The following is a 23,754-nucleotide window of genomic DNA, read 5'->3' as shown; positions in this document are numbered from 1 at the left end:
GATAATGGCACGTATTTTAGTCACAGATGATGCAGCGTTTATGCGCATGCAATTAAAAAATATTTTTCAATCGCTTGGACATGAAGTAGTTGGCGAAGCTGAAAATGGCCAGGTAGCAATTGACATGTACAAAGACTTAAAGCCTGAATTAGTAACCATGGATATCACAATGCCAGAGATGAATGGGGTCGAAGCAGTTAAAGAAATTAAAAAACATGACGCGAATGCAACAATTGTTATGTGTTCTGCAATGGGACAACAACAAATGGTTTTAGAAGCCATCCAAGCAGGTGCAAAAGACTTTATTGTAAAACCGTTTGATCAAGAGCGTATTAAACAAGCAATTGATAAAATTTTCTAAACTGATGGAGCGCCAAAGGATTGTTGGGTCACTAACAATCCTTTGGCGTTTTTATATAAATTAAAAGATAAAATATTCAGTCGATAGAAGGTTTGAGAAGAACTTAAATAGGATAAAGTAACATATAATGACTTATAAATTGATTGGAGAGTGATCACTAATGTTTGAAAAAATTTTGTTAGCTTCAGATGGTTCGGAATTTGCGATTCGTGCGTGTGAAAAGGCTGTTGAATTAGCTAAATTAAATGAAAATGCACATGTAACGATTTTGTACGTCGTTGACGGAGCGACATCAAAAGCAGATGCGACACGGCAATGGAATGCGAGTGATCTGGATCGAAGTCGTAAAGAAAAACTAGCCATTTCCGAACGTAAATTAAAAGAGGCTAATGTACCGTATGAAATTAAGGTATTGCATGGTGATCCAGGTCCGACGATTGTAGAATATGCAGATGAAAACAGTTCTGATATTGTCATTATCGGTAGCCGTGGCTTGAATAGCTTACAAGAGATGGTGTTAGGAAGTGTCAGCCATAAAGTAGCCAAGCGCACAACTTGTCCAGTTATGATTGTGAAATAACTAGCTATTTTTAAACATTAATTGAATAAGAAGGATCAAAAGGATATATGTTCTGGTGTTGAGCATCTATCCTTTTTCACATTTATGATGCAGATGTTTATTCAGGACGATGAAGGTCGTATGTATGCTGAAACATAATACTGAAAGGTTGATAAATATGACAAAGAAGTATGATTTAATCGTAATTGGTTCTGGGTCTGCTGGTTCAGTCGCAGCAAGTAAATGTAACCAAGCAGGATGGAACGTGGCAATCATTGATGAACGTCCGCTAGGTGGTACTTGTGCGCTAAGAGGGTGTGATCCAAAAAAAGTTTTACATGGTGCAGCAGAACTCTATGATTGGCAAAAGCGAATGAAAGGAAAAGGAATTATCGGTGATATTTCGATTGATTGGTCGGAACTTATAGCATTTAAACGCACCTTTACAGCGCCTGTTCCAGAACAAAGGGAAAAAGCATTTAACAAACAAGGAATTGATACCTATCGTGGGAAGGTGACATTTAGCAGTGAAACAACCGTGACAGTTGAGGGGACCGAATTGGAAGGGGATAAGTTCTTAATTGCGTCAGGCGCAATACCTCGACCTTTAGCCTTCGAGGGGAGTGAGCATTTGATAAACAGCGATGCATTCATGGCGCTAAATGCCTTGCCTGAAACCATCGTATTTGTAGGCGGAGGGTATATATCGTTTGAATTTGCCCATCTTGCGGCGCGAGCGGGAGCGAAAGTTCATATTATTCAGCGCGGAGACCGAGCACTCAAACATTTCGATCCAGAATTAGTGAAAATATTATTAGAAAAGACAAGCGAACTTGGCATCGACGTGCATATTGGACATGAAGTTAATCGGATTGTAAAAGAGGCAGACGGCTATACGGTCCATGCGAAAACTCAAGCAAGCGATGTAGCATTTAGCGCTGACTTGGTTGTTCACGGAGCGGGCAGGGTGCCGGCGCTTAATTTAGCCTTAGAAAAGGCCAATATCACTAGTGAAAAAGAGGGGATAAGTGTCAATGAGTATCTACAAAGCTCATCAAACCAACACGTGTATGCTGCTGGTGATGTCGTCGCAACGACAGGTCTACGATTAACACCAATTGCTAGTATGGAGTCGCACATTGTGGCAAAAAATCTATTAAATGACAATCAGCAAGTGGTTGATTATAGAGCAACGCCCTCAGTCGTATTTACTGTGCCAAAACTTGCATCAGTTGGAATGACAAGTCAAGAAGCGGAGCAATCAAATCGAAACATTGTGATAAAGTATAAAAAAGCAGAGGATTGGTTTACCCATAAACGGACCAACGAATCGCATGCAGCCTTTAAAATTATCATCGACAAAGATGAAGACAAAATCTTAGGTGCGCATTTACTGAGCGAGGAAGCTGATGAATTGATTAATCATTTTGCGACAGCGATTCAAGTGGGTTTAACGACCAACGCCTTAAAACAAATGATATATGCGTATCCAACAGCAGCTTCTGATATTGCCCATATGTTGTAATTAAAAGCGATTAAACTATGTTTCGATGATTTATCGAACAGTTAAAAATGGTCCGCAATTATCAAATTGGATAGGCGTGGCTTGTAGGGGAATAATAGCTACGATTTAACTGAAGGATGGTATTGAAATAAAAAAAGGGCTCACCTGTTGCATTTTCAACAGGTGAGCCCTTTCATATTTATGCTTGTTCTTGGCACTGTGGGCAGAGACCATAAATTTCGAATTTATGACTTTCTATCATATAATTATCGAGTTCTGTTCCGATTGTATCCATGGGGCAACAATGAATTTCTTTGGTTATGCCACAATTCTTACAAATAAAATGATGGTGATGGTGGTTCGTGCAGCGCATTTGGTAGTGCTTCTCGCCGGCTAATTCAGTTGATTCTAAAATGCCCAACTCACTGAATAAATGCAGATTACGATAAATGGTATCAAAACTGATGCCATCAAAATGCGGTTCTAAGTGATTAAGCAAGTCTTTAGCTGTTCGGTATTTACCTTCATCATTAAAATATTCTAAAATCATTGCACGTTTATTGGTGTATTTGTATCCTTTTTCTTTTAATACATCAAGTGCTTCGTCTAAGCGCATTTATACCGCCTTCTTTCTTTGTAGAGATACCCAAGCATTTTTGGCCAAAATAGTAATAAAAAGAATCGAAATCGAGACCATCACGATCGTTCCGCCGGGAGGGATTTCTAAGTAATAACCTGAGATAATTCCGAAGATAACACTTGCTTCTCCAAAAATTATTGAGTAGATAATGGTTTGTTTAAATCCTTTCGCGATGCGAATACTTGCAGCTACAGGCAAGGTCATCAGTGCTGAAACAAGTAAAACACCAACAATTCTAATTGATGCGGAAATGACTAAAGCAGTTAACAGAATAAACAACAGGTGAATGCGCTTAGCATGGATCCCTGAAACTTCCGCGTGTTCTTCGTCGAATGATAACATAAAGAGTTCTTTATAAAAAACAATCATCAGCGTTAGAACAACGACGGCAATGATTCGAATGGTATTAAAGTCTGTGCGGCTCACAGCTGAAACAGAACCAAACAAATAGGAGTAAAGATCGTTATTTAGACCATCGGCAAGGGCAATGAAAATAACACTTAAGCCAACACCGCCAGACAGAATAATTGGTATCGCTAAGTCCTGATAGGATTTATATACGGTTCTTAACTTTTCAATGAGCAAGGCGCCAAAAACAGAAAAAATTGTACCCGTTGTAAACGGTGTTAATGTAGCTAATCCATATTTCTTATCCATGAAAAGGCCGAATGCAATACCAGCTAAGGTGACGTGCGATAAGCCGTCAGCGATCAAAGCTAGCCGCCTGACAACGACAAAGGTACCAAGTAACGGAGCAATTAGTCCAATAATTAACCCTGTATAAAAAGTGGTTCTTAAAAATTCAAATTCAAAAAATTGACTAAACATTCCCTTTACACATCCTTAGTGCTGGTGTGTCACGACATTCAAGTCGTGACCGTAAAATTTTGATAAACGTTGTTCAGATAATTGGTTAAAAGAAGAGGTGTCACCATGGAAGTGAATTTCTTTGTTTAAGCACGCAATACCATTTGCATGCTTTGTCATTGTTCCAATATCATGTGAAACTAAAAGAAGTGTGATCCCCTTTTCACGATTGAGCGTTGCTAATAGTTCATAAAATTTTTGAACATTTTCAGTATCGATTCCCACGGTAGGCTCATCAAGAATTAATAATTCTGGATCCGAGACAAGTGCGCGAGCAATAAAAACACGTTGTTGTTGTCCGCCGGAAAGATCCCCGATGTTTTGGTTAAGGTATTTGCTCATGCCAACAAGTGCAACCGCTTCTTTTACTTTCTGGCGGTGCTTATTGGTAAATAGTTTTAAGTAGCCAATTTGAGCGGTTAGACCGGTGCCAACGACTTCTTTAACTGTTGCTGGAAAGCCGCGGTTAAATGCATTGGCTTTTTGTGAAACAAAACCTATTTTATGCCACGCTTTAAATTGATCGATGTCTTTTTCGAAAAGATTAATCGATCCTTGTTGTGGTTTTAAGACACCAAGTAAAAGTTTAATTAGCGTAGTCTTACCACCGCCGTTTGGTCCAACGAGTCCGAGGAATGCCCCTTTTGGTAAGGTTAAGCTTATGTTATCTAAAGCAATTTTGTCCTCATAGGCATAAGTGATATTTTTAAATTCTACAATTGGTGCGGTCATCTGGGCACACTCCGTTTCAATTCAATGTTATAATTATTGTAGCGTACTTCGACCTAAATGTAAATAAGAACAATTACGGTTTAGTGTAATTAATGAATTGTTAAAGCTGAGAGGGATGACTAGAAAAAGTGGATACATCAGTTTATACTAGAAATGAACAAAAAATGGAGGGATAGATAATGTCAGTAACTTTTTATTGTTATCCGAAATGTGGAACCTGCCGCAATGCAAGAAAGTGGTTTGCCGCAAATGATGTGATTTATAATGAATTACATATCGTTGAACAAACACCAACAGCAGAAGAATTAAAAGCATTAATCCAAATGAGTGGGTTGGAGATTAAAAAGTTTTTCAATACAAGCGGACAAAAATACCGAGATTTACAATTAAAAGATAAACTAAAATCAATGTCAGATGAAGAAAAAATGAACTTACTAGCTAGTGATGGTATGTTAATTAAGCGACCGTTAACAACAAATGGTTCAGTGGTCACGGTTGGTTTTAAAGAAGATCAATTTGAAACAGCGTGGAAATAATGGAGGGATCAAATATGGCATTACCAGAAACATATTATTATACGGATGAACACATATGGTTAAGTATTGAAAGCAATCAAGTACGAATTGGTGTCACGGATTATGCTCAAGATGAATTAGGTGACGTCGTCTTTGTTGAAATCAATGAGGTTGGTGAAAAACTAAAGGCAGAAGACAGTTTTGGTAATGTGGAGTCGATTAAGACAGTTTCTGAACTATATTTACCAATTAGCGGAGAAATTATTGAGGTGAATGAAACCTTAGAAGATAAACCGGAAAAGATAAATACATCACCTTATGATGCAGGCTGGTTAATTGTATTAAAGCCAAATTCTTTAGATGATGTCGAGAAAATGATGACAAAAGATGCGTATGCAGATTTTCTTAAAGGAATAAATGAAGCGTTTATTAGTCAAAACCTTGGACAAATCAACGATATTGATTTAACTAAATAATAAGCGTAACGACAAACACCTCCCAGCAAGGAGGTGTTTGTCGTTACTGCTAGCTAGGGATTATTGGTTTAGTTTTCTGATAGAAAAGGTGCAAGTGTTTCCATGATTTGCAGAGGGCGTGCCTGATCAGAAAATGTTTTGATAATGAAGCCTGTTTGGTCAATAATGACGGTAGTAGGTACACCTAGACAATTGTAGGCCCGGTATGTCTCAAGACCGTGATCAACTAGTGTGGGTTGAGTTAAGAATTGATGATAGTAACGACGTGCTTCTTCTTGATTAGGTTCACGACCACTAACATTAATAGTGATAAATACAATGGCTTCGTTTGTGCTAGCTTGATAAAGTCGTTCTTTAAGGGGAAGGTCATGGCTACAGTCCGGACACCACGAGGTCCAAAAAGTTAAAACAATTACTTTGCCAAGGTGTTTTGATAATTGATAGGTACCTGGTTGATCGATATATGAAAGGGTGAAATCGGGTGCTTTATTCATGTGATCACGTCCTTAATCCTTGTTTTGTTTGGGTTTGTCGAGAATCTAGATGACTTCAGTCAAGCGTGATTGAAGTATCCCTAGTATAGCACGCATAAAAAATCCTGAAAAATGATTGACATGACAAACGTAGCGTGCTATTATCACCATTAACCAATTAAATAGTTATGACTCTTATCAAGAGAGGCGGAGGGACTGGCCCTGCGAAGCCCGGCAACCGTTAACTAACAACGCATGTTAGTTAAAAAGGTGCCAATTCCTGCAAAACACTTAGTGTTTTGGATGATAAGAGAACAACGACACGGTACTGTTATGATACCAGCGTCTTTTTGTTCTCTTATTTAGAGAGCAGGGAGGCGCTTTTCTTAATTTTTAAGAGAGGATTACCATTAGTCATCGACTGGGTGATTAGGTATACTAAAAGAGAGAATTTTGAAATGGGGGAGTCACATGATTGTTATTGATCAATTATCTAAAATTTTTAAAACGGCGTCATCAGAATTGGTTGCCGTAGACCAACTCAGTTTATCGATAGAAAAAGGTGAAATTTTCGGTGTGATTGGCTACAGTGGAGCGGGAAAGAGTACCTTTATTCGATTGATTAATCGCTTAGAAGAACCGACGAGTGGTCGGGTGGAAATTGAAGGGGAGTTAATCACTGGCCTGTCGAAAAATGCCTTACGTGTTAAACGTCAAAATATCGGGATGATTTTTCAGCACTTTAACTTGTTGTGGTCACGTACAGTTAGTGAAAATATTGCTTTTCCGCTTGAAATTGCAGGTGTAAGTAAAGAAGAGATTGAAAAACGCGTACAAGAATTGGTTGATTTAGTTGGTCTATCTGGTAAAGAAACCAGTTACCCGTCTCAACTGAGCGGGGGACAAAAACAACGGGTTGGTATTGCCAGAGCTTTAGCAAATCGACCGAAAGTGTTGCTGTGTGATGAGGCAACATCAGCCTTAGATCCAGAAACAACAGATTCAATCTTGGCTCTCTTAGTAGACATTAACAAGCAGCTCGGGTTAACAATTATTCTTATTACACATGAAATGCACGTTATTCAGAAAATATGTCATAATGTTGCGGTTATGGAAGCGGGTCGTATCGTTGAGCAAGGCTCGGTTTTAGATGTCTTTTCACATCCAAAGAAAAATGTAACGAAAAAGTTTGTCGAACAAGTCATGGGTAAACCTGACGATGAGGTAGCTGAAGATAGTTTTATTGCAACCGTCGCTGAAGGTCATGTGTTAAAACTACAGTTTATCAAAGAAAATACAAATCAAGCATTGATCAGTGAAGTAGCTAAGAAATTTAAGGTGGATGTGAATATTTTGCAAGGAAATATAAAACGGACCCAAGAAGGCGCATATGGATCACTCTATGTACAAATGGTTGGAGAAGAAGTTACGGTTCAAGAAGCGATTCAATATATTGAACAAACCTCAGTAGAAGTGGAGGTTATCACGCATGACTAATTTATTTCCGAACATTGACTGGGCAGATCTTGTCGTCGCGACAGGTGAAACGCTGTATATGACACTAGCAGCACTGCTTGGCACCCTTATTCTAGGTGTCATTTTAGGATTATTGATTTACTTATCTCAGCCAGGTGGTTTGTGGGAAAACAAGTGGGTTCACTTAGTCACAGCAGCCTTTGTTAATATTTTTAGAGCAGTACCTTTTATAATTCTTATTTTCTTAATCTTACCAATTACGATTTTTCTCTTTGGTACATTTAGGGGGCCAACGGCAGCCTTACCCGCGCTAATTCTCGGTTCTGCACCGTTTTATGGTCGACTCGTCGAGATTGCTTTGAAAGAAGTAGATGGTGGTGTAATTGAAGCAGCGAAAGCAATGGGGGCAAAGACACGCACAATTATTTTCAAAGTACTATTACGCGAATCACTACCAGCTCTCGTTTCAGGACTTACTGTTACCGCTATTGCGTTGATTGGCTACACAGCAGTTGCTGGTGCAATTGGAGCCGGCGGACTTGGCGACTATGCTTACTATTATGGTTTTACTAGACGTGACATGGATATCGTTTATATTTGTACGATTTTAATTGTAGTTATTGTGTTTATTTTCCAAGCGATTGGTGATGCGGTAACGAGAAAGATTGATAAGCGGTAATACGGCTTTTAAATATAAATATAAAAAGGAAAAGGGGAATACAAAATGAAAAAAATTGTAACGTTATTAGTTGTGTTATTGTCGGTAAGTTTTCTAGCAGCATGCAGTGAGGATAGTGCAGAAAATGAAATTAAAGTGGGTGCAACATCTGTACCGCATGCCGAGGTACTTGAAGAAGCGAAGCCGATTTTAGAAGAGGAAGGCATTACCTTAACCATTGAAACGTATACAGACTATGCACTACCAAATGAAGATTTGTCACGCGGAGAAATAGATGCGAACTACTTCCAACACATTCCGTTCTTTGAACTTTCGATGGACGATAACGGATATGATCTAGTGAACTTAGGTGGCATTCATATTGAACCTTTAGGCGTCTATTCGAAAGATATTTCAAGTGTAGAAGAGATTGAAGAAGGCACAGAAGTTATCATCAGTCGTAATGTACCTGATCATGGTCGAATTCTTTCGTTATTTGAAGCACAAGGCTTTATTACATTAGCGGAAGGTGTAGATAAAGCTGGGGCTACTGTGGATGATATCATTGACAACCCATTAAACTTAACCTTTTCACCAGATGTTAACCCGGAATTCTTAATCGAAGCCTATGAGAATGAGTCAGACACATTGGTTGCTATTAATACAAACTATGCGATTGAAGCGGGTCTTTCGCCGGCGGATGATGCACTCTTTGTTGAAGATTCAGACTCATTGTATGTGAATATTATTGCCGCACGTGCAGAAGATGAGGATGATGAACATCTAAATCGATTAGTTGAAGTCCTGCAGTCAGAAGAGATTCAAAGCTTTATCGAAGAACAGTACGAAGGTCAGGTTGTTCCTGTCGGCGCTAACTAAGAGGAATAGGGACGATTTCAAAAGAAATCGTCCCTATTTGCTATTTATGATACGTGAGTTTTACTGAACTTAATATTTGGGGATATTTCGCTTAAGAGCCTCGTATTTGACGTTTGGCTAAATACCTATCGGATGCTACACTTTATGTATTAAATAAAACAAAAAGGGAGACATCTAAATTAGATATGTCTGAAAAGCTAAATTTAACGTACACACCAGAAATGGAAAAGGCGATGCACCAGTCACATGGAATGAATTTTAGCGAGTATGAAATGAATATTGAAAAGCGCTTAGAAGTAGAGAAAAAACGTGAACAAAGTCACCGTAGAGGTTTGGAAGCAGCGAAAGAGATGGACCACGATATTCATCGTTAGGTCAGTCAATTAAATAAACTAAATGAGAAAAAGTGATCCCCCCCATCTATCAGATTATTACTGATAAGGTGAGGGGGTGTTTTATTTTAGTTAACTTTTATAAGCGTAACTTAAAGAAAAATTCATGAATTAGCTAGTTTTTAAACGTTTCGGTATAATAAGTTGGATTGAATGGTCTTAAAATCTTGATATAAGATTTGAAATAGTATAAGATTGTAATGAGAATAAAGTGAGAATGATTGAGTTTATCGATCATGTCTTAATAATTATAAACTATATTTAAGTTGGAGGTATAGAGATGAGTGGATCAACGTTAGAAATAAGAAATCTTCATGTAGAAATCGAAGGTAAAGAGATATTAAAAGGTGTCGATTTAACAATAAAAGGTGGCGAATTTCATGCCATTATGGGACCGAATGGTACGGGTAAATCAACACTAGCATCTGCAATTATGGGGCATCCGAAGTATGAAGTGACTAAGGGTGAAATCTTAATTGATGGTAAGGATGTTTTAGAGATGGAAGTTGATGAACGTGCAAAAGCGGGGCTATTCCTCGCTATGCAGTACCCGAGTGAAATCAGTGGTGTAACGACATCAGACTTCTTGCGTTCATCGATTAATGCCCATCGTGAAGAAGGCGATGAAATCCCATTGATGAAATTCATTAAAGAAATGGATAACGCAATGGATTATCTTGAGATGGATAAGAATATGTCGCAACGTTATCTTAATGAAGGTTTTTCTGGTGGCGAAAAGAAACGTAATGAGATTTTGCAGCTAATGTTATTAAAACCAGCCATCGGTATACTTGATGAAATCGATTCTGGACTCGATATCGATGCTTTAAAAGTTGTGTCGAAAGGAATCAATAAATTACGGAATGAAAATTTTGGTTGCTTAATTATTACCCACTATCAGCGCCTACTTAACTATGTTACACCAGATTACGTACACGTGATGATGCAAGGACGTGTTGTGAAATCAGGTGGACCGGAACTTGTTGATCGTTTAGAAAGTGAAGGGTATGAATGGATTAAAGAAGAATTTGGTATTGAAGACGAGACGGTAGGAGAATAAGTTAAAGTAGTAAGGAGGGGTTATATGTCAGCGGAAGTAACTACACGCTTCGATAAAGCTTATATTGAAGCTTATTCAGATAAAAATAATGAACCAGATTGGATGAAAGCATTTCGTTTAACTGGATTTGAGAAAGCTCTAACACTAGACATGCCAAAACCAGATAAAACACGAATTACACGCTGGGATTTTGATTCTTTTGAACATGATGCTGTTAAAAGTAATGCGATTAATGATTTATCCGAGCTCCCAGCAGACATTCAAAAGTTTGTCGATCTTAAGGAAAAACAAAACCTATTGATTTTAAAGGATAATCACTTAATCTATAAACATGCAACGGAAGGATTAATGAACAACGGCGTTATTTTTACTGATTTAAACACAGCACTAAAAGATCATCCAGAGCTAGTAAAAGCCTATTTTATGACTGATGCCGTCACGATTGATGAGCACAAATTAACTGCACTTCATGCCGCATTAGTCAATGGTGGAGCCTTTGTCTATGTTCCAAAAAATGTCGTGGTTGAAGAACCGCTACAAGCCATCTTTTGGCAAGATCAAAAAGATTTAGCTTTGTTTAATCATGTTATCATCGTGGCAGAAGAAAATAGTGAACTCACCTATGTTGAAAATTACCTAGCAACTCACGATGAGACAAAAGCGGTGGCGAATGTTATAGCTGAAGTTTTTGCTAAAGATAATGCAAAGATTTCGTTCGGTTCGGTTGATAACTTCGCTCATGGAACGACCTCTTATATTAATCGTCGTGGTTTAGCAGAGCGTGATGCAAAAATCGAGTGGGCGCTCGGTCAGATGAATGACGGGAACACCATTTCAGAAAACATTACGCATTTACTAGGTGATTCGTCTGTATGTTATGCGAAGGCTGTCTCAGTAGGTCGTGGCGATCAAATACAAAACTTTACGGCGAAAATAGTTAATTACGGAAAGCATTCAGACGGAATGATTTTCCAACACGGTGTGATGAAAGATAAAGCAACGGCTATTTTCCATGGAATTGGTAAAATTGTACGTGGGGGTACAAAAGCAAATGCAGAACAAGAATCACGCGTCTTGATGTTAAGTAAAGATGCGCGTGGTGATGCGAATCCGATTCTTCTTATTGACGAAGATGATGTAACAGCAGGACACGCTGCTTCAGTCGGTCGCGTAGACCCAGTTCAATTGTATTATTTGATGAGCCGCGGTATCTCTCAACAAGAAGCAGAGCGTCTCATTATTCATGGTTTCTTAGCGCCCGTTGTAAATGAGATTCCAATCAAAGCTGTTCGGGAACAACTAACAGATGTTATTGAAAGGAAAGTAAATTAATGTGTGCAAGAGACATTCGTCGGGACTTCCCAATTTTGGACCAAGAGGTTAATGGCTATCCATTTGTATACCTTGATTCAGCGGCAACATCACAAAAACCAAGCCAAGTGATTGAAGCGGTCAGTGATTATTACCGTCAAGATAATTCAAACGTGCATCGTGGTGTCCATACTGTTGGTACGCGAGCAACGGAAGCTTATGAGGGGGCACGTGAAAGTGTTCGATCATTTATTGGTGCAAGTAAAACCGAAGAAATTATTTTCACACGTGGTACTACTGAAGCGATTAATCTTGTCGCTAGGGGTTATGCAGATAAGCATATCCAAGCCGGTGATGAAATCTTAATCACCCAAATGGAACATCATAGTAACCTTATTCCTTGGCAACAAGTAGCAAAACGGACAGGAGCAACCTTATCCTACATCCCTATGGAACCAGATGGAACGATTAGTCTTGAACAAGTAAGGCAATCGGTGACCAGGCAGACGAAACTTGTAGCCATTACACATCTGTCTAATGTGTTAGGTACAATCAATCCAATTGCCGATATAACTAAGATTGTCCATGCTCATGGTGGTGTTGTGTTAGTTGATGGGGCGCAAGCAGTCCCACATATGACCGTTAATGTGACAGCGCTAGATTGTGATTTCTATGCATTTAGTGGTCATAAAATGTGTGGACCGACGGGTATTGGTGTTTTATACGGAAAACGTGAGCTGTTAGAAGTGATGGAACCTGTTCAATTTGGCGGAGAAATGATTGATTTTGTTGAACTGTATGACTCAACGTGGAAAGAGTTGCCTTGGCGGTTTGAGGCTGGTACACCTATTATTGCAGGGGCTGTGGGCCTTAAAGCAGCAATCGACTATTTGACTGAGGTTGGCTATGATTATATTGAAGCACATGTAGCGATGTTGACCGATTATGCAATGAAGCAGTTACGAGCACTTGGGGGTATCACCATTTATGGACCAGAGCATCGATCAGGATTAATTACATTTAATTTAGATGACGTTCATCCACATGATACAGCAACTGTTCTTGATTCTTATGGTATTGCTGTCAGGGCGGGTCATCACTGTGCACAACCACTAATGAAATGGTTAGAGGTTACAGCTACTGCCCGTGCGAGCTTCTACTTATACAACACGACAGAAGATGTGGATCGCTTAGTAGAAGGACTTAAAAATGCGAAGGAGTTTTTCGGTGATGTCTTTTAATAATTTAGATACCTTGTATCGTCAAGTAATTATGGATCATTATAAAAACCCAAGAAATAAAGGTACATTAGCTGATGATGCGATCACGTTAGAAATGAACAACCCAACTTGCGGGGACCGGATTCAATTACATTTCATTATCGAAGATGATACAGTGATTGATGCCAAGTTTGAGGGAGAAGGTTGTTCAATCAGTTTAGCTTCGGCATCAATGATGACTCAGGCAGTTAAAGGAAAACAAGTAAATGAAGCGCTTGAAATGGCGCAGTACTTTTCTCAAATGATGCTGGGGCAAGAGCCTGAAACTGATGACCTAGAGCTCGGTGATATTCAAGCCTTGCAAGGTGTTCAAAAATTCCCAGCACGAATAAAATGTGCAACACTCGCTTGGAAAGCAATGGAGAAAGCAATTGATAAAAAGAATGAATAGAGAGACTTAAGCTTGAAATAAAGGAGGGCTATTATGTCTAAGAATGCACCTGATGTTGGGGAATACAAATACGGCTTTCACGATAAAGACGTATCAATCTTCCGGACAGAAAAAGGATTAACAGAAAAAGTTGTCAGAGAAATTTCAAATATAAAAGATGAACCAGAGTGGATGTTAGATTACCGCTTAAAAGCACTGAAACATTTTTATAATACACCAATGCCACAGTGGGGTGGCGATTTGTCAGAACTTGATTTTGATGAAATCACTTATTATGTTAAGCCTTCTGAACGCTCTGAAGTCTCATGGGACGAAGTACCTGAAGAAATTAAACGCACGTTTGATAAGCTAGGGATACCTGAAGCTGAACAAAAATATTTAGCAGGGGTTTCAGCACAATATGAATCAGAAGTTGTTTATCATAGTTTGAAAGAAGACTTGAGCAATTTAGGAATCATCTTCAAAGACACGGACACAGCGCTTAAAGAAAATGAAGATTTATTTAGAGAATATTTCGGGAAAGTAATTCCTTATACTGATAATAAGTTTTCTGCATTAAATTCAGCGGTGTGGTCAGGTGGTTCGTTCATTTACGTACCTAAAGGAGTTAAAACAGATACACCCCTTCAAGCATACTTCCGAATTAACTCTGAGAACATGGGACAATTCGAACGGACGTTAATTATTGTTGATGAAGGTGCATCGGTGCACTATGTAGAGGGGTGTACAGCACCAGTCTTTACAACAAATTCACTGCATAGTGCCGTCGTTGAAATTTACGTGAAGAAAGATGGCTATTGTCGATACACAACCATACAAAACTGGGCAAACAATGTCTATAACTTAGTAACGAAAAGAGCAACAGCCGGAGCAAATGCAACGATGGAATGGGTTGATGGCAACATTGGGTCCAAACTAACGATGAAATATCCAGCCGTTCTCTTAAAGGGTGAAGGCGCACGCGGAATGACCTTGTCGATTGCAATTGCGGGTAAAGGTCAACACCAAGATGCAGGAGCGAAAATGATTCACTTAGCACCGAATACATCATCCACGATTGTCTCAAAATCAATCGCAAAACAAGGTGGTAAGGTATCGTATCGCGGGATTGTTCACTTTGGTCGTAAAGCAGATGGTGCACGTTCGAACATCGAATGTGACACATTGATTATGGATAACCAATCAGCATCTGATACGATTCCATACAATGAAATCTTAAACGAAAATATTTCACTTGAACACGAAGCAAAAGTTTCAAAAGTATCAGAAGAACAACTCTTCTACTTAATGAGTCGAGGAATTTCTGAGCAAGAAGCGACAGAAATGATTGTCATGGGCTTTATTGAGCCATTCACAAAAGAGTTACCGATGGAATATGCGGTAGAGATGAATCGATTGATCTCCTTCGAAATGGAAGGCAGCATTGGTTAATTTGGTATGATAAAACCCCGAAATGATGTGTACACGCATCGTTTCGGGGTTTTTAAGTATTGAGATTTAGCATAGAGCTTATAATTGACGCTCGAGGATGAAACCAGTGATTAGACCAAGTGCAATAGGTAATAAAGCGATATCGACATTGAAATTAAATCCTCCGTCATCGGGTGAGTGAAGCACCAGTGAGAAATCAAGCAGAGATAAATCAAAGGTAGCGCCTATCCAAAACAAGAGAACCATGGTGGCGACAGCGGCTAACAACGGTAAAATTACTTTCTTCATTAAATCACTTCTTTCCTGTCAATTTTGAAGCCCCCTATTAAGTAGGGCATGTGGTTAGTGTGTAAAAAGAATAACATATATTTACATATAAATGAATATAAAACCAGAAAAGAATCCTTTCTATTAGCCATTTAAAACAACTTGAAAGACTTGAAGATTTCGCAATAGCTGCTTTAAACCGTTAGTCCAGCGCTTCTGGATTAACGTAAACAAGATGTGTGTCAAGTGAATAACCCAGACTAAATCATTTACTTTCGCAAGTGCTTAGTCAGCAGTTTGATCACCTGATCGAGATCTTCCAATGACGTGAAATAACCACAGCTTATTCTGAGAAAATGATGATGCTGATTGTCACCAAATAGTGGTGCTAACGAACGAAGGGGGCCAGATGAATGGCTCTGGCAAGCGCTCTTAGTGGAGACGTATATTTGTTGGCGATTAAGTGCTTGTTGAATCAAGTCGCCAGAAACGTTGTCGCATAGGCAAGCAATGATATGTGATTGTTCATTTTCACGATTGATTATTGTCAGAGGTAATTGAGCTGCTTGTAACTGTTCAATAAAATAACGTCGGCACATTTTGAGTTGATCAAGACGTGTCTTTTCATGGCTAATATAATCATCGGTGGCAACTGCAAAGCTAGCAATAAGGGCAGGGTCGATGGTCCCTTGTTTAAACCCAAATTGACTTCCAGCATAAAAAGGTTTTGCTAAATTTTCTGGGTGCTTAATTAAAAGGGCTCCGATTCCTTTAACACCATGAATTTTATGTGCGGAAATTGATACGGCATCTGCATGATCAAAGATATGCGCTAGATTGCATTTACCAAAAGCTTGCACGGCGTCTGTATGAAAAAATAACTTGTGCTCTTGGGCAAATGCCCCGATCATTTTAATGTCTTGTTGAATACCAGTTTCGCTGTTTGTTGTTTGAATGGTAATGAGTTTTGTTGTGGGTTTAAGTGCTTGAACCAATTGATTTCTGCTTATTTTTCCATTTTTTTCTGGTTGTAGGAAGGTTACTGAAATGTCTGATCTTCTCTTTAATATTTTTAATGTTTCATAAAGAGAAGCATGTTCGACGGTTGTCGCAATAATATGTACAGCTTCATTTTGGCGCTGCTGAAAAAGTAAGGTTTTAATCAGTAAATAATTGCTTTCTGTTCCCCCAGACGTAAAAATGATGCCGTGTGCAGGAATATTAAAGTAATCGCACCAAATCTTTTTTGCTGCGAGGATTATGTCTTCTGATGATTCGCCTAAGTGATGGGGACTAGATGGATTCGCAAAGTGTTTGGATGCGATTTGATGATAAGTAGCTAAGACATTTTTTAATGGTTTTGTTGTGGCAGCATGGTCCAAATAAATCATTTCTCTCACTCTCTTCTTGAAATAGGTTGTTGTTTCCTTTATTATATGTAAATATAGGTGTAAAGACAACTGTAAAGTAGGGTGACTATGAAACGAAAAAAACTGTTAATAATCGGAACAGGCCTTGCGGCTTGTCAGCTTGCTCGCTATCTCTTCATGGATTATCAGATAACGATGATTACGAAAGGGAAACTAACACATGGGAATTCGGTAAAAGCACAAGGCGGTGTCGCTTGTGTGGTTGAAACGAATGATCATCTAGATAGCCACATCCATGATACACTCATTGCAGGTGGGTTTCATAATGATGTTGAACAAGTGCAGAAGCTCATAGCTGGTGCCCAATCTGTAATTAATGACTTGATTGATTCTGGGTTTTCATTTGACCGATCAGGGAGACGGTATCACTTAGGGAAAGAAGGAGCGCATCAATACCGCCGAATTCTTCATGCGGGTGGTGATCAAACGGGACGCCGACTAATCAAGCATTATCATCACCTCCTAAAAGGGCACGTAACGATAATAGAAAATCAAACAGTGATTGACTTAATGACTGTCGCGGGTCGCTGTGTGGGTGTAAGAACGGTGAATCAAAAACTTAAGAGGCAAGAATACATTGCTGATGTGGTTGTACTTGCGACGGGTGGCTATGCTGGAATATTCGAAAACCACTCTAATCATCCATTATTGATGGGGGATGGGATTGCCCTTGGGTACCGTGCCGGTGCCAACGTTAAAGATTTAGAATTTATTCAGTTTCATCCAACACTTGCATCAATAAAGGGACGTCCCTTCCTTATTTCTGAGGCAGTTCGAGGAGAAGGGGCTGTGTTAGTCAATGGTCAAGGGGAACGATTGTTGGACAATTATCCACTCAAAGATTTATCTTCTCGTGATGTGGTCAGCCAAGCGCTCTATCAGGTGCAGTTAAATGGTGAAGAAATTTATTTAGATATTACGCCTGTAAAGCAATTTGACCAAAGGTTTCCGCAAATCTCTGGGCTATTGAAGCGACATGCGCTTGATTTATCACAAGGACTGATCCCTGTTCAACCAGGCGCACATTTTACAATGGGTGGTTTACAGGTAGATGCAAACCACGAAACAGCAGTTAATGGTTTGTTTGCAGTTGGCGAAGTGGCAGCGACAGGTGTTCACGGTGCTAATCGCTTGGCGAGTAATTCATTACTTGAAGCACTGGTCTTTGGTAAAGATCTGGCAGAAGTATTAAAAGGTAGAAAACCTATAGAAAAACCGCAAAAAATAATCTGTGAACCAGTCAATCCGCTAACGCAAACGAGATCATTGTCAATAGCTGCATTAAAGCGTTACAATGAGCGATATTTAGGTGTGATACGCTATGAAAAAGAGCTACTTCACTATCAAAAGATACTTAATCAATACCCAATGACTAAGCAAGCATCAATTTATCATCCGGAAAAATCGTTAGATGACTATCAATCTGAACAATTGTTGCTGGTTAGCCATTTGGTTTTATCTGCCGCACTAAGCAGAAGAAATTCACTGGGTGCGCATCAAATCAGACGACAAGAAGCTGAACAGGCGGTGAAAGGATGAATCAACTGTTACTTGAAGATCAGTTAAAGCAATTTTTTAATGAAGATATTGGCTATGATGACTTATCAGCCCGCATTATCCCCGAAACGAAAAAGGGGTGCGCACGTTTTTTAGTAAAAGCACCAGGTACGTTTTGCGGAAAAACAATCATTGAGACAAGTTATAAATTGTTTGGGGAGCCATATGCGATTAGGTGGTATAAGCAAGACGGTGATCGTTGTGTCGCTAATGAGGTTATTTGTGAAGTGAGAGCACCCTATCGGCTGCTTCTTTCAACAGAACGCGTCATTCTAAACCTTATTCGCCATTTAAGCGGAATAGCAACGGCGACACAACAAGCCGTTCAAGTGTTAGAAGATTCAGCAACAAAGCTCGTAGATACTCGGAAAACAACGCCGGGTTTGAGGATGTTAGAAAAATATGCGGTGACATGTGGCGGGGGGCATAATCATCGTTTTGCACTTTATGACGCGGTGATGTTAAAAGAAAATCATTTGGCTTGTTTTGATTCATTAGCTGAAGCAGTTAACCAAAGTCGAAATCAGGTTTCACACTTAACAAAGATCGAAGTAGAAATTGAAACGAGGCAACAATTGAAAGCAGCAATTGAAGCAGATGTTGATGTGATTATGTTTGATAATTTAGCGCCTAGTACAATTGCTGAGTGGATAACTGATGTACCAAAAACGATTTTAACGGAAGCATCAGGAACCATTACCCTGAAAAATCTACATACATATAAGACGTGTGGCGTTAATTTTATATCAATGGGCGCGTTAACACATTCTGTTAAGGCGTTAGACATTAGTTTACTGATTGAGGAGGAATCTTAAGTGTTATCATTATTTCAACAAGCAACCATACCTGAACAGTTTTTGACTGCTGACGAAGCGGTGTTGATAGCTAGAATAAAAGAAATTAAAGAGAGACTCGGTGATGATTTATTTATTCCTGGTCACCACTATCAACGAGATGATGTGATTCAATTTGCTGATGCGACCGGTGATTCATTACAACTTGCCCTCTACTCAAAAGAAAAAACGGCGAAGTACATTGTTTTTTGTGGGGTGCATTTTATGGCAGAAACTGCAGATTTATTAGCGAAACCACACCAATGTGTGGTCCTGCCGGATATGCGTGCTGGATGCTCCATGGCTGATATGGCAACAAAAAGCCAAACAGAACAAAGTTGGGAAATACTTACGCAACGGTTTGGTGAGGGAATTTTACCCATTACTTATGTGAACTCATCGGCAGATATAAAAGCATTTGTTGGAAAACACGGTGGAGCGACTGTCACTTCATCGAATGCTAAGAAAGTCATGGCATGGGCAATTAAACAAAACAGACGCATACTTTTTTTACCTGATCAACACCTTGGAAGAAATACAGCTGTAGAACTAGGTATACCACTTGAACATATGGCGGTATGGGATCCAGTTAAAGAAATACTAGAATCAACTGAATCGGACGATATGATTCAGTTAATTTTATGGAAAGGTCATTGTTCGGTGCATCAACATTTTACTGTTAAACAGATTGAGAATTTAAAGAATACAGAACCGGATGTCAGTGTGATTGTCCATCCGGAATGTTCTTATGATGTTGTTCAGGCCGCTGACTTCAATGGCTCTACAAAATACATCATTGAAACGATTGAACAAAGTGAACCAGGCAGCAAGTTTGCGATTGGTACAGAGATGAACTTGGTCAATCGCTTAAAAGACCAACACCCGGATAAAGACATCCGTTCACTGAATCCACAGATGTGTGCATGCATCACAATGAATCGTATTGATTTACCACACTTGGCCTGGACACTTGAGAGCATTATGAGCGGTACGCCAATTAATGTGATAAAAGTTGCCGACAGTAATAGAAAGGATGCGAAAAAAGCAATTTCTACAATGTTTACTATTTAACCAAAGCATTGATTTTTTTGAATAGTACAGAGTTTTTATCTATTAATAAAGAAGTGACTTGGCTACTTGTCTCCGTTATTGATTCCGGGCAGGTAGCCAATCGCTTGTCTATCTATTTGCCCCTTACAACTCTCCATATAAATCACAATGGGATTTCTAGGTTATGTTCCCGTGAGCCCTCTTATTTATAGCAATTACTGGACAGCCTGATCTTATTAATATTAATCCCATTAGGCGTTTTTTTAAAAAATCACTGCTGTATATGATCGACAATCGTATGTTCTCTTCGAATTTCTTTCAAGACGTGTGAAATTAATTTCAGCGATGTCATGTACCCGGAAAGTATCTATCTCTTTATCCAATCTAGAACATCTCCCTAATTATCAAATATTCTTTTCTTTTGCCCATCTAACTATTGGACGAGAGACGTTTTTTTGTATACTATGAGAGAAGAGTAAGACAAAATTAAAATAAAGGAAATAATCAATAGCGTGACACTGGAACACTAAGTAATTGAGTATTCTCTTATGAAACTATGGGAGCACAAAAGGGTGGAGAATATGGAAGAGATATTATACATGTACTATACAAGTGACTTACATAGCCATTTCGAAAATTGGCCGAAAATTAATCACTACTTAAAACATCGATTTAATGAACACCAACACAAAAACGAACAATATTTCTTATTGGATAATGGTGATCACCTTGATCGTGTCAATCCAATGTCAGAAGCCACACTTGGAAAAATAAATGTTGATTTATTAAATCAGAGTAATTATGATGTGGTTACACTTGGTAATAACGAAGGGATTACCCTCGATCGAGGAGACTTATTCCATTTATATGATGATGCTAAATTTGATGTGGTATGTGCGAACCTAGAAAGTCAAGATGATGTGGCACCTTCATGGTTAAAAAGATATAAAATGATAACAACTAAGAGTGGGGTGAATATCGCTGTTATTGGGTTGACCGCTCCTTTTAATAACTTTTATCATCCGATGGGTTGGCACGCTTTAGATCCATTAAAGGTGTTGAAATTAACCTTAACTGAGGTGAGGCCAAAAGCGGATGTGATTATTCTGCTTTCTCACTTAGGAGTAGATCAAGATGAGATCATTGCGGATCACTTTCGAGAAATTGATATCATTATTGGTGGACATACACATCATTTGTTTAAAGAAGGTGAGCGTATCAACAATAGTGTTTTAACCGCTGTTGGAAAGTTTGGTCATTATGTTGGACAAATACGTCTTTATTTCGATCATGAAAAAGGTCGATTAATCAACAAAGAAGCGAACGCAGTTGATATAGATGCTGATAGCCTTGATCGTGAAACAGTTGCATTGCTTGATGATTATCAAGTGAAGACAGCTGCGTTACTTAATCAGACCGTCTGTTACTTAAATGAGGAATTAGAAGTTAATTGGTTTAAAGAAACTCCCGTGATTAAACAATTAACGGAAACGTTGCGGTCTTGGACCGATGCAGATGTAGCCATGCTAAACGCCGGTATTTTAATTGAATCCTTGCCGGCCGGTCCTGTAACCCTTGCTGACCTCCATCGAATTTGTCCTCATCCTATTAATCCTTGTGTAGTTAATATTAAAGGAAGTGCATTAATTGAAGTTATACGAGCTGGTTTAACAGAAACTTATACACACTATCCGGTTACCGGATATGGATTTAGGGGTAAAGTCATGGGTAAATTAATATATGACGGCATTGAAGTAGAATTGAAAGATGAACAAGCCAATGAGCCATTAATCCGAAGTATCTATATTAATGGCAAAGCAATTGATCGTAAAAAATCGTATCGCCTGGCAACGGCGGATATGTTCACCTTCGGTCATTTGGCGCCACAGATTGCGCGTGCCAAAGAAAAACGTTTTTTCATGCCAGAATTTATGCGGGACTTATTGCGAGTTATGTTGGCAACGGATAGTGAAAAGGACTTAGATTAAACAAAAATAGTAGAAAAAATGCGAAAACAATGATAGGATTTGAAGTGTACTTAAATTGAACGGAAAAGATGGGAACAATAGATGAGACTAATTGCAGCTAGAGGTTTAGAAGAAGGACATGAATTAGCCAAACCGATATATAATGATCGTGGTCAGATCCTCGTTCAAAAAGACATCAAGCTTACAAGAGCAATGGTAGATCGCCTTTTAGCTCTTGGTGTGACTTTTGTGTATATAAAAGATGCAATTTCTGAAGATATTATTATTACCTCTCCTGTATCAGAAGAATTGAAAATTGAGTCAATGCGCACGGTTAAATCCGTTTTTCATTCTTATAAATCCGCTGGTTTTAAGGAGAAAGCTTTTCTTTTTGATAAAACAAGTGAGAACATGGCGGCTTTAGTTGATAGCATCATCATGCAAATTCAGCGTGATGATGAGGTTTTATCAATTATGTCCGATATATTTATTAGTGATGATTATTTATTTAGCCATTCAGTTAATGTCACGATTTATGCAGTGGCTCTTGCAAATGAAATGAAATTAACCCGGAAGCAAACACGACAATTAGGTCTTGGTGCAATGCTCCATGATGTTGGTAAAGTCTTCTTACCAGAAGAAATTTTAAAAAAGACGGGAAGATTAACCGATTTCGAGTTTGATCTTGTTAAAACTCACCCAGAACTTGGATTTGAGTTTTTACGTTCTTCATCTGATTTACCATTACTCGTTGCTCATTGTGCTTATCAACATCATGAACGCATTGATGGTTCTGGTTACCCTCGTGGTATCGAAGGTAAAGACATGCATTTGTTCGGAAAAATACTTGGGGTAGCTGATGTATTCGACGCCGTTACAAGTCAGCGTGTCTATCGAGATGCCATGTTACCGCAAGAGGGCTTAGAAATTTTATATTCTGGAAGTGGCACGTTGTTTGAACCTGAAATGGTGAGAGTGTTCAGAGACACAATTGCAGTCTATCCGAATGGTGTTACGATTGCACTGAATGATGGCCGTCGTGCTATTGTAGTTAGGCAAAACCCTAAACTATATAACCGTCCAGTCATTCGTGTGGTTCAAGAAAATGGTCAAACTGTATCTCCCTATGACTTAGACTTGGCAAAAGAGTTGAGTATCACAATCACAGGTTATAAAATGTAGAAGCATATCCTCATGGTCTGAATACCGAAAGTTAGATAAATAAACTAACCTTTAGGAGTCAGCATAAAGAGGCTATGCTTTTTGGTGTGTTCAAGTAATAAATGGAATAATTGTAAAGATACTGTCTTGCAATTCTTCTCTATCATTGTTAAACTGTCTAAGGAAAATTTAATATACCTTATCAGATCGATGAGATAGAGGCGCAGTTTAAAAAAAGTAGTGATTGTGAGTTAGGTCAGATGTTGATCAATCATGAAAGGGTTAAATTGCCGAAGCATGACCATGGACCAAATGGTAGTGCTGGTATGCAGCTGAATAAGCGTCATACTGTCATGACTTTAAAACGTGATGGGCTGTTGATCGACCGGAGGATAACACCATGCATATTTATCAAGATAAATAGCAGCGATAGGTTATTGTCTATTGTTGCTATTTTTTTATGTCTAAAATCGAGTAATGTGGT

At 38.8% G+C, this 23,754-nt stretch carries 24 protein-coding genes, 1 pseudogene and 2 riboswitches; of the genes and pseudogenes, 19 read left to right on the top strand and 6 right to left on the bottom strand.

All coding sequences use genetic code 11. The features are described 5' to 3' along the window. The first annotated feature begins 4 nt into the window (after positions 1 to 4). The 3 genes from DES38_RS06050 (at position 5) to DES38_RS06040 (ending at position 2,445) form a co-directional block, all read left to right on the top strand. Positions 5 to 361, top strand: coding sequence for a response regulator (locus DES38_RS06050; RefSeq protein ID WP_110251209.1), 357 nt, complete (start codon positions 5 to 7; stop codon positions 359 to 361). Positions 362 to 521: 160 nt separating this feature from the next. Next, complete coding sequence (locus tag DES38_RS06045; protein WP_110251208.1) at positions 522 to 941, top strand: universal stress protein; 420 nt, start codon at positions 522 to 524, stop codon at positions 939 to 941. Positions 942 to 1,098: 157 nt separating this feature from the next. After that, complete coding sequence (locus DES38_RS06040) at positions 1,099 to 2,445, top strand: dihydrolipoyl dehydrogenase family protein (RefSeq protein ID WP_110251207.1); 1,347 nt, start codon at positions 1,099 to 1,101, stop codon at positions 2,443 to 2,445. Between the two features lie 178 nt (positions 2,446 to 2,623). On the opposite strand, the gene DES38_RS06035 is transcribed toward DES38_RS06040, so the two are convergent. From DES38_RS06035 to DES38_RS06025, 3 genes are read right to left on the bottom strand one after another with little or no spacing between them, the layout of a single operon-like run. Next, positions 2,624 to 3,040, bottom strand: coding sequence for a Fur family transcriptional regulator (locus tag DES38_RS06035; RefSeq protein WP_110251206.1), 417 nt, complete (start codon positions 3,038 to 3,040; stop codon positions 2,624 to 2,626). After that, positions 3,041 to 3,892, bottom strand: a complete 852-nt coding sequence (locus DES38_RS06030; RefSeq protein WP_110251205.1) for a metal ABC transporter permease — start codon at positions 3,890 to 3,892, stop codon at positions 3,041 to 3,043. Between the two features lie 15 nt (positions 3,893 to 3,907). Continuing rightward, the gene (locus DES38_RS06025) at positions 3,908 to 4,663 is read right to left on the bottom strand and encodes a metal ABC transporter ATP-binding protein (protein ID WP_110251204.1); all 756 of its coding nucleotides are present in this window, start codon (positions 4,661 to 4,663) and stop codon (positions 3,908 to 3,910) included. A gap of 179 nt (positions 4,664 to 4,842) precedes the next feature. Here DES38_RS06025 and DES38_RS06020 point away from each other — a divergent pair, with 179 nt between their 5' ends. Beyond that, on the top strand, positions 4,843 to 5,199 hold the full coding sequence (locus tag DES38_RS06020) for an arsenate reductase family protein (protein WP_110251203.1): 357 nt from the start codon (positions 4,843 to 4,845) through the stop codon (positions 5,197 to 5,199). Positions 5,200 to 5,213: 14 nt separating this feature from the next. Then, a pseudogene (gene gcvH / locus DES38_RS06015) lies at positions 5,214 to 5,588 on the top strand (glycine cleavage system protein GcvH); the annotation flags it as partial. Positions 5,589 to 5,722: 134 nt separating this feature from the next. Here the strand turns inward: gcvH and DES38_RS06010 are convergent. Continuing rightward, positions 5,723 to 6,148: a TlpA family protein disulfide reductase gene (locus DES38_RS06010; protein ID WP_110251201.1), complete on the bottom strand. Its 426-nt coding sequence runs from the start codon at positions 6,146 to 6,148 to the stop codon at positions 5,723 to 5,725. Between the two features lie 171 nt (positions 6,149 to 6,319). Further along, positions 6,320 to 6,440, top strand: a riboswitch (SAM riboswitch). A 158-nt stretch (positions 6,441 to 6,598) separates the two neighbouring features. On the opposite strand from DES38_RS06010, the gene DES38_RS06005 reads away from it, so the two are divergent. The 9 genes from DES38_RS06005 (at position 6,599) to sufB (ending at position 15,005) form a co-directional block, all read left to right on the top strand. Then, the gene (locus tag DES38_RS06005) at positions 6,599 to 7,624 is read left to right on the top strand and encodes a methionine ABC transporter ATP-binding protein (protein ID WP_110251200.1); all 1,026 of its coding nucleotides are present in this window, start codon (positions 6,599 to 6,601) and stop codon (positions 7,622 to 7,624) included. Then, positions 7,617 to 8,282, top strand: coding sequence for a methionine ABC transporter permease (locus tag DES38_RS06000; RefSeq protein ID WP_110251199.1), 666 nt, complete (start codon positions 7,617 to 7,619; stop codon positions 8,280 to 8,282). Before DES38_RS06005 ends, DES38_RS06000 begins: the two co-directional genes overlap by 8 nt. Before the next feature lie 45 nt (positions 8,283 to 8,327). Further along, the gene (locus DES38_RS05995) at positions 8,328 to 9,140 is read left to right on the top strand and encodes a MetQ/NlpA family ABC transporter substrate-binding protein (RefSeq protein WP_110251198.1); all 813 of its coding nucleotides are present in this window, start codon (positions 8,328 to 8,330) and stop codon (positions 9,138 to 9,140) included. Positions 9,141 to 9,325: 185 nt separating this feature from the next. After that, complete coding sequence (locus tag DES38_RS05990; RefSeq protein WP_110251197.1) at positions 9,326 to 9,514, top strand: YuzK family famiily protein; 189 nt, start codon at positions 9,326 to 9,328, stop codon at positions 9,512 to 9,514. Between the two features lie 298 nt (positions 9,515 to 9,812). Further along, positions 9,813 to 10,592, top strand: coding sequence for a Fe-S cluster assembly ATPase SufC (gene sufC, locus DES38_RS05985; RefSeq protein ID WP_110251196.1), 780 nt, complete (start codon positions 9,813 to 9,815; stop codon positions 10,590 to 10,592). Between the two features lie 24 nt (positions 10,593 to 10,616). Continuing rightward, the gene (gene sufD / locus DES38_RS05980) at positions 10,617 to 11,924 is read left to right on the top strand and encodes a Fe-S cluster assembly protein SufD (RefSeq protein ID WP_110251195.1); all 1,308 of its coding nucleotides are present in this window, start codon (positions 10,617 to 10,619) and stop codon (positions 11,922 to 11,924) included. Further along, positions 11,924 to 13,144, top strand: coding sequence for a cysteine desulfurase (locus DES38_RS05975; protein ID WP_110251194.1), 1,221 nt, complete (start codon positions 11,924 to 11,926; stop codon positions 13,142 to 13,144). Before sufD ends, DES38_RS05975 begins: the two co-directional genes overlap by 1 nt. Beyond that, a complete protein-coding gene (gene sufU, locus DES38_RS05970) occupies positions 13,134 to 13,574 on the top strand; it encodes a Fe-S cluster assembly sulfur transfer protein SufU (RefSeq protein WP_110251193.1) in 441 nt (146 codons plus the stop codon). The genes DES38_RS05975 and sufU overlap by 11 nt, the downstream gene beginning before the upstream one ends. Before the next feature lie 33 nt (positions 13,575 to 13,607). Next, positions 13,608 to 15,005, top strand: coding sequence for a Fe-S cluster assembly protein SufB (gene sufB / locus DES38_RS05965; RefSeq protein ID WP_110251192.1), 1,398 nt, complete (start codon positions 13,608 to 13,610; stop codon positions 15,003 to 15,005). A gap of 78 nt (positions 15,006 to 15,083) precedes the next feature. Here the strand turns inward: sufB and DES38_RS05960 are convergent, their stop codons facing one another. Next, a complete protein-coding gene (locus tag DES38_RS05960; protein WP_110251191.1) occupies positions 15,084 to 15,293 on the bottom strand; it encodes a hypothetical protein in 210 nt (69 codons plus the stop codon). Positions 15,294 to 15,541: 248 nt separating this feature from the next. Next, a complete protein-coding gene (locus tag DES38_RS05955; protein ID WP_110251190.1) occupies positions 15,542 to 16,663 on the bottom strand; it encodes a cysteine desulfurase family protein in 1,122 nt (373 codons plus the stop codon). Between the two features lie 87 nt (positions 16,664 to 16,750). On the opposite strand from DES38_RS05955, the gene nadB reads away from it, so the two are divergent. From nadB to DES38_RS05930, 5 genes are all read left to right on the top strand, one after another. Further along, positions 16,751 to 18,241 carry an L-aspartate oxidase gene (gene nadB / locus DES38_RS05950; protein WP_110251189.1) on the top strand — a complete coding sequence of 497 codons (1,491 nt, stop codon included), beginning with the start codon at positions 16,751 to 16,753 and terminating at the stop codon, positions 18,239 to 18,241. Further along, the gene (gene nadC / locus DES38_RS05945; RefSeq protein ID WP_110251188.1) at positions 18,238 to 19,074 is read left to right on the top strand and encodes a carboxylating nicotinate-nucleotide diphosphorylase; all 837 of its coding nucleotides are present in this window, start codon (positions 18,238 to 18,240) and stop codon (positions 19,072 to 19,074) included. Before nadB ends, nadC begins: the two co-directional genes overlap by 4 nt. Then, positions 19,075 to 20,163, top strand: a complete 1,089-nt coding sequence (gene nadA, locus DES38_RS05940) for a quinolinate synthase NadA (protein ID WP_110251187.1) — start codon at positions 19,075 to 19,077, stop codon at positions 20,161 to 20,163. A 560-nt stretch (positions 20,164 to 20,723) separates the two neighbouring features. Continuing rightward, entirely contained in the window at positions 20,724 to 22,130 is a 1,407-nt protein-coding gene (locus tag DES38_RS05935; protein WP_110251186.1) for a bifunctional metallophosphatase/5'-nucleotidase, read from the top strand. Between the two features lie 81 nt (positions 22,131 to 22,211). Next, positions 22,212 to 23,291 carry an HD-GYP domain-containing protein gene (locus tag DES38_RS05930; protein ID WP_110251185.1) on the top strand — a complete coding sequence of 360 codons (1,080 nt, stop codon included), beginning with the start codon at positions 22,212 to 22,214 and terminating at the stop codon, positions 23,289 to 23,291. A gap of 187 nt (positions 23,292 to 23,478) precedes the next feature. After that, positions 23,479 to 23,655: riboswitch (Lysine riboswitch) on the top strand. Positions 23,656 to 23,754 lie beyond the last annotated feature (99 nt).

It is taken from the genome of Streptohalobacillus salinus (assembly GCF_003201605.1).
GTDB lineage: Bacteria > Bacillota > Bacilli > Bacillales > Amphibacillaceae > Streptohalobacillus > Streptohalobacillus salinus.
Note: the sequence above shows the minus strand (reverse complement) of the source record. Positions and strands in the feature narration are given on the sequence as shown.

Coding starts and splice junctions, on each gene's coding strand:
- nadC (WP_110251188.1), top strand. CDS start 18,238: ATGAATCAACTGTTACTTGAAGATCAGTTAAAGCAATTTTTTAATGAA.
- DES38_RS06010 (WP_110251201.1), bottom strand. CDS start 6,148: ATGAATAAAGCACCCGATTTCACCCTTTCATATATCGATCAACCAGGT.
- DES38_RS06030 (WP_110251205.1), bottom strand. CDS start 3,892: ATGTTTAGTCAATTTTTTGAATTTGAATTTTTAAGAACCACTTTTTAT.
- DES38_RS05975 (WP_110251194.1), top strand. CDS start 11,924: ATGTGTGCAAGAGACATTCGTCGGGACTTCCCAATTTTGGACCAAGAG.
- nadB (WP_110251189.1), top strand. CDS start 16,751: ATGAAACGAAAAAAACTGTTAATAATCGGAACAGGCCTTGCGGCTTGT.
- DES38_RS06045 (WP_110251208.1), top strand. CDS start 522: ATGTTTGAAAAAATTTTGTTAGCTTCAGATGGTTCGGAATTTGCGATT.
- DES38_RS05935 (WP_110251186.1), top strand. CDS start 20,724: ATGGAAGAGATATTATACATGTACTATACAAGTGACTTACATAGCCAT.
- DES38_RS06035 (WP_110251206.1), bottom strand. CDS start 3,040: ATGCGCTTAGACGAAGCACTTGATGTATTAAAAGAAAAAGGATACAAA.
- sufU (WP_110251193.1), top strand. CDS start 13,134: ATGTCTTTTAATAATTTAGATACCTTGTATCGTCAAGTAATTATGGAT.
- DES38_RS05930 (WP_110251185.1), top strand. CDS start 22,212: ATGAGACTAATTGCAGCTAGAGGTTTAGAAGAAGGACATGAATTAGCC.
- DES38_RS06025 (WP_110251204.1), bottom strand. CDS start 4,663: ATGACCGCACCAATTGTAGAATTTAAAAATATCACTTATGCCTATGAG.
- DES38_RS06040 (WP_110251207.1), top strand. CDS start 1,099: ATGACAAAGAAGTATGATTTAATCGTAATTGGTTCTGGGTCTGCTGGT.
- DES38_RS06050 (WP_110251209.1), top strand. CDS start 5: ATGGCACGTATTTTAGTCACAGATGATGCAGCGTTTATGCGCATGCAA.
- DES38_RS05995 (WP_110251198.1), top strand. CDS start 8,328: ATGAAAAAAATTGTAACGTTATTAGTTGTGTTATTGTCGGTAAGTTTT.
- DES38_RS05990 (WP_110251197.1), top strand. CDS start 9,326: ATGTCTGAAAAGCTAAATTTAACGTACACACCAGAAATGGAAAAGGCG.
- DES38_RS06000 (WP_110251199.1), top strand. CDS start 7,617: ATGACTAATTTATTTCCGAACATTGACTGGGCAGATCTTGTCGTCGCG.
- DES38_RS06020 (WP_110251203.1), top strand. CDS start 4,843: ATGTCAGTAACTTTTTATTGTTATCCGAAATGTGGAACCTGCCGCAAT.
- DES38_RS05955 (WP_110251190.1), bottom strand. CDS start 16,663: ATGATTTATTTGGACCATGCTGCCACAACAAAACCATTAAAAAATGTC.
- sufC (WP_110251196.1), top strand. CDS start 9,813: ATGAGTGGATCAACGTTAGAAATAAGAAATCTTCATGTAGAAATCGAA.
- sufB (WP_110251192.1), top strand. CDS start 13,608: ATGTCTAAGAATGCACCTGATGTTGGGGAATACAAATACGGCTTTCAC.
- DES38_RS05960 (WP_110251191.1), bottom strand. CDS start 15,293: ATGAAGAAAGTAATTTTACCGTTGTTAGCCGCTGTCGCCACCATGGTT.
- DES38_RS06005 (WP_110251200.1), top strand. CDS start 6,599: ATGATTGTTATTGATCAATTATCTAAAATTTTTAAAACGGCGTCATCA.
- sufD (WP_110251195.1), top strand. CDS start 10,617: ATGTCAGCGGAAGTAACTACACGCTTCGATAAAGCTTATATTGAAGCT.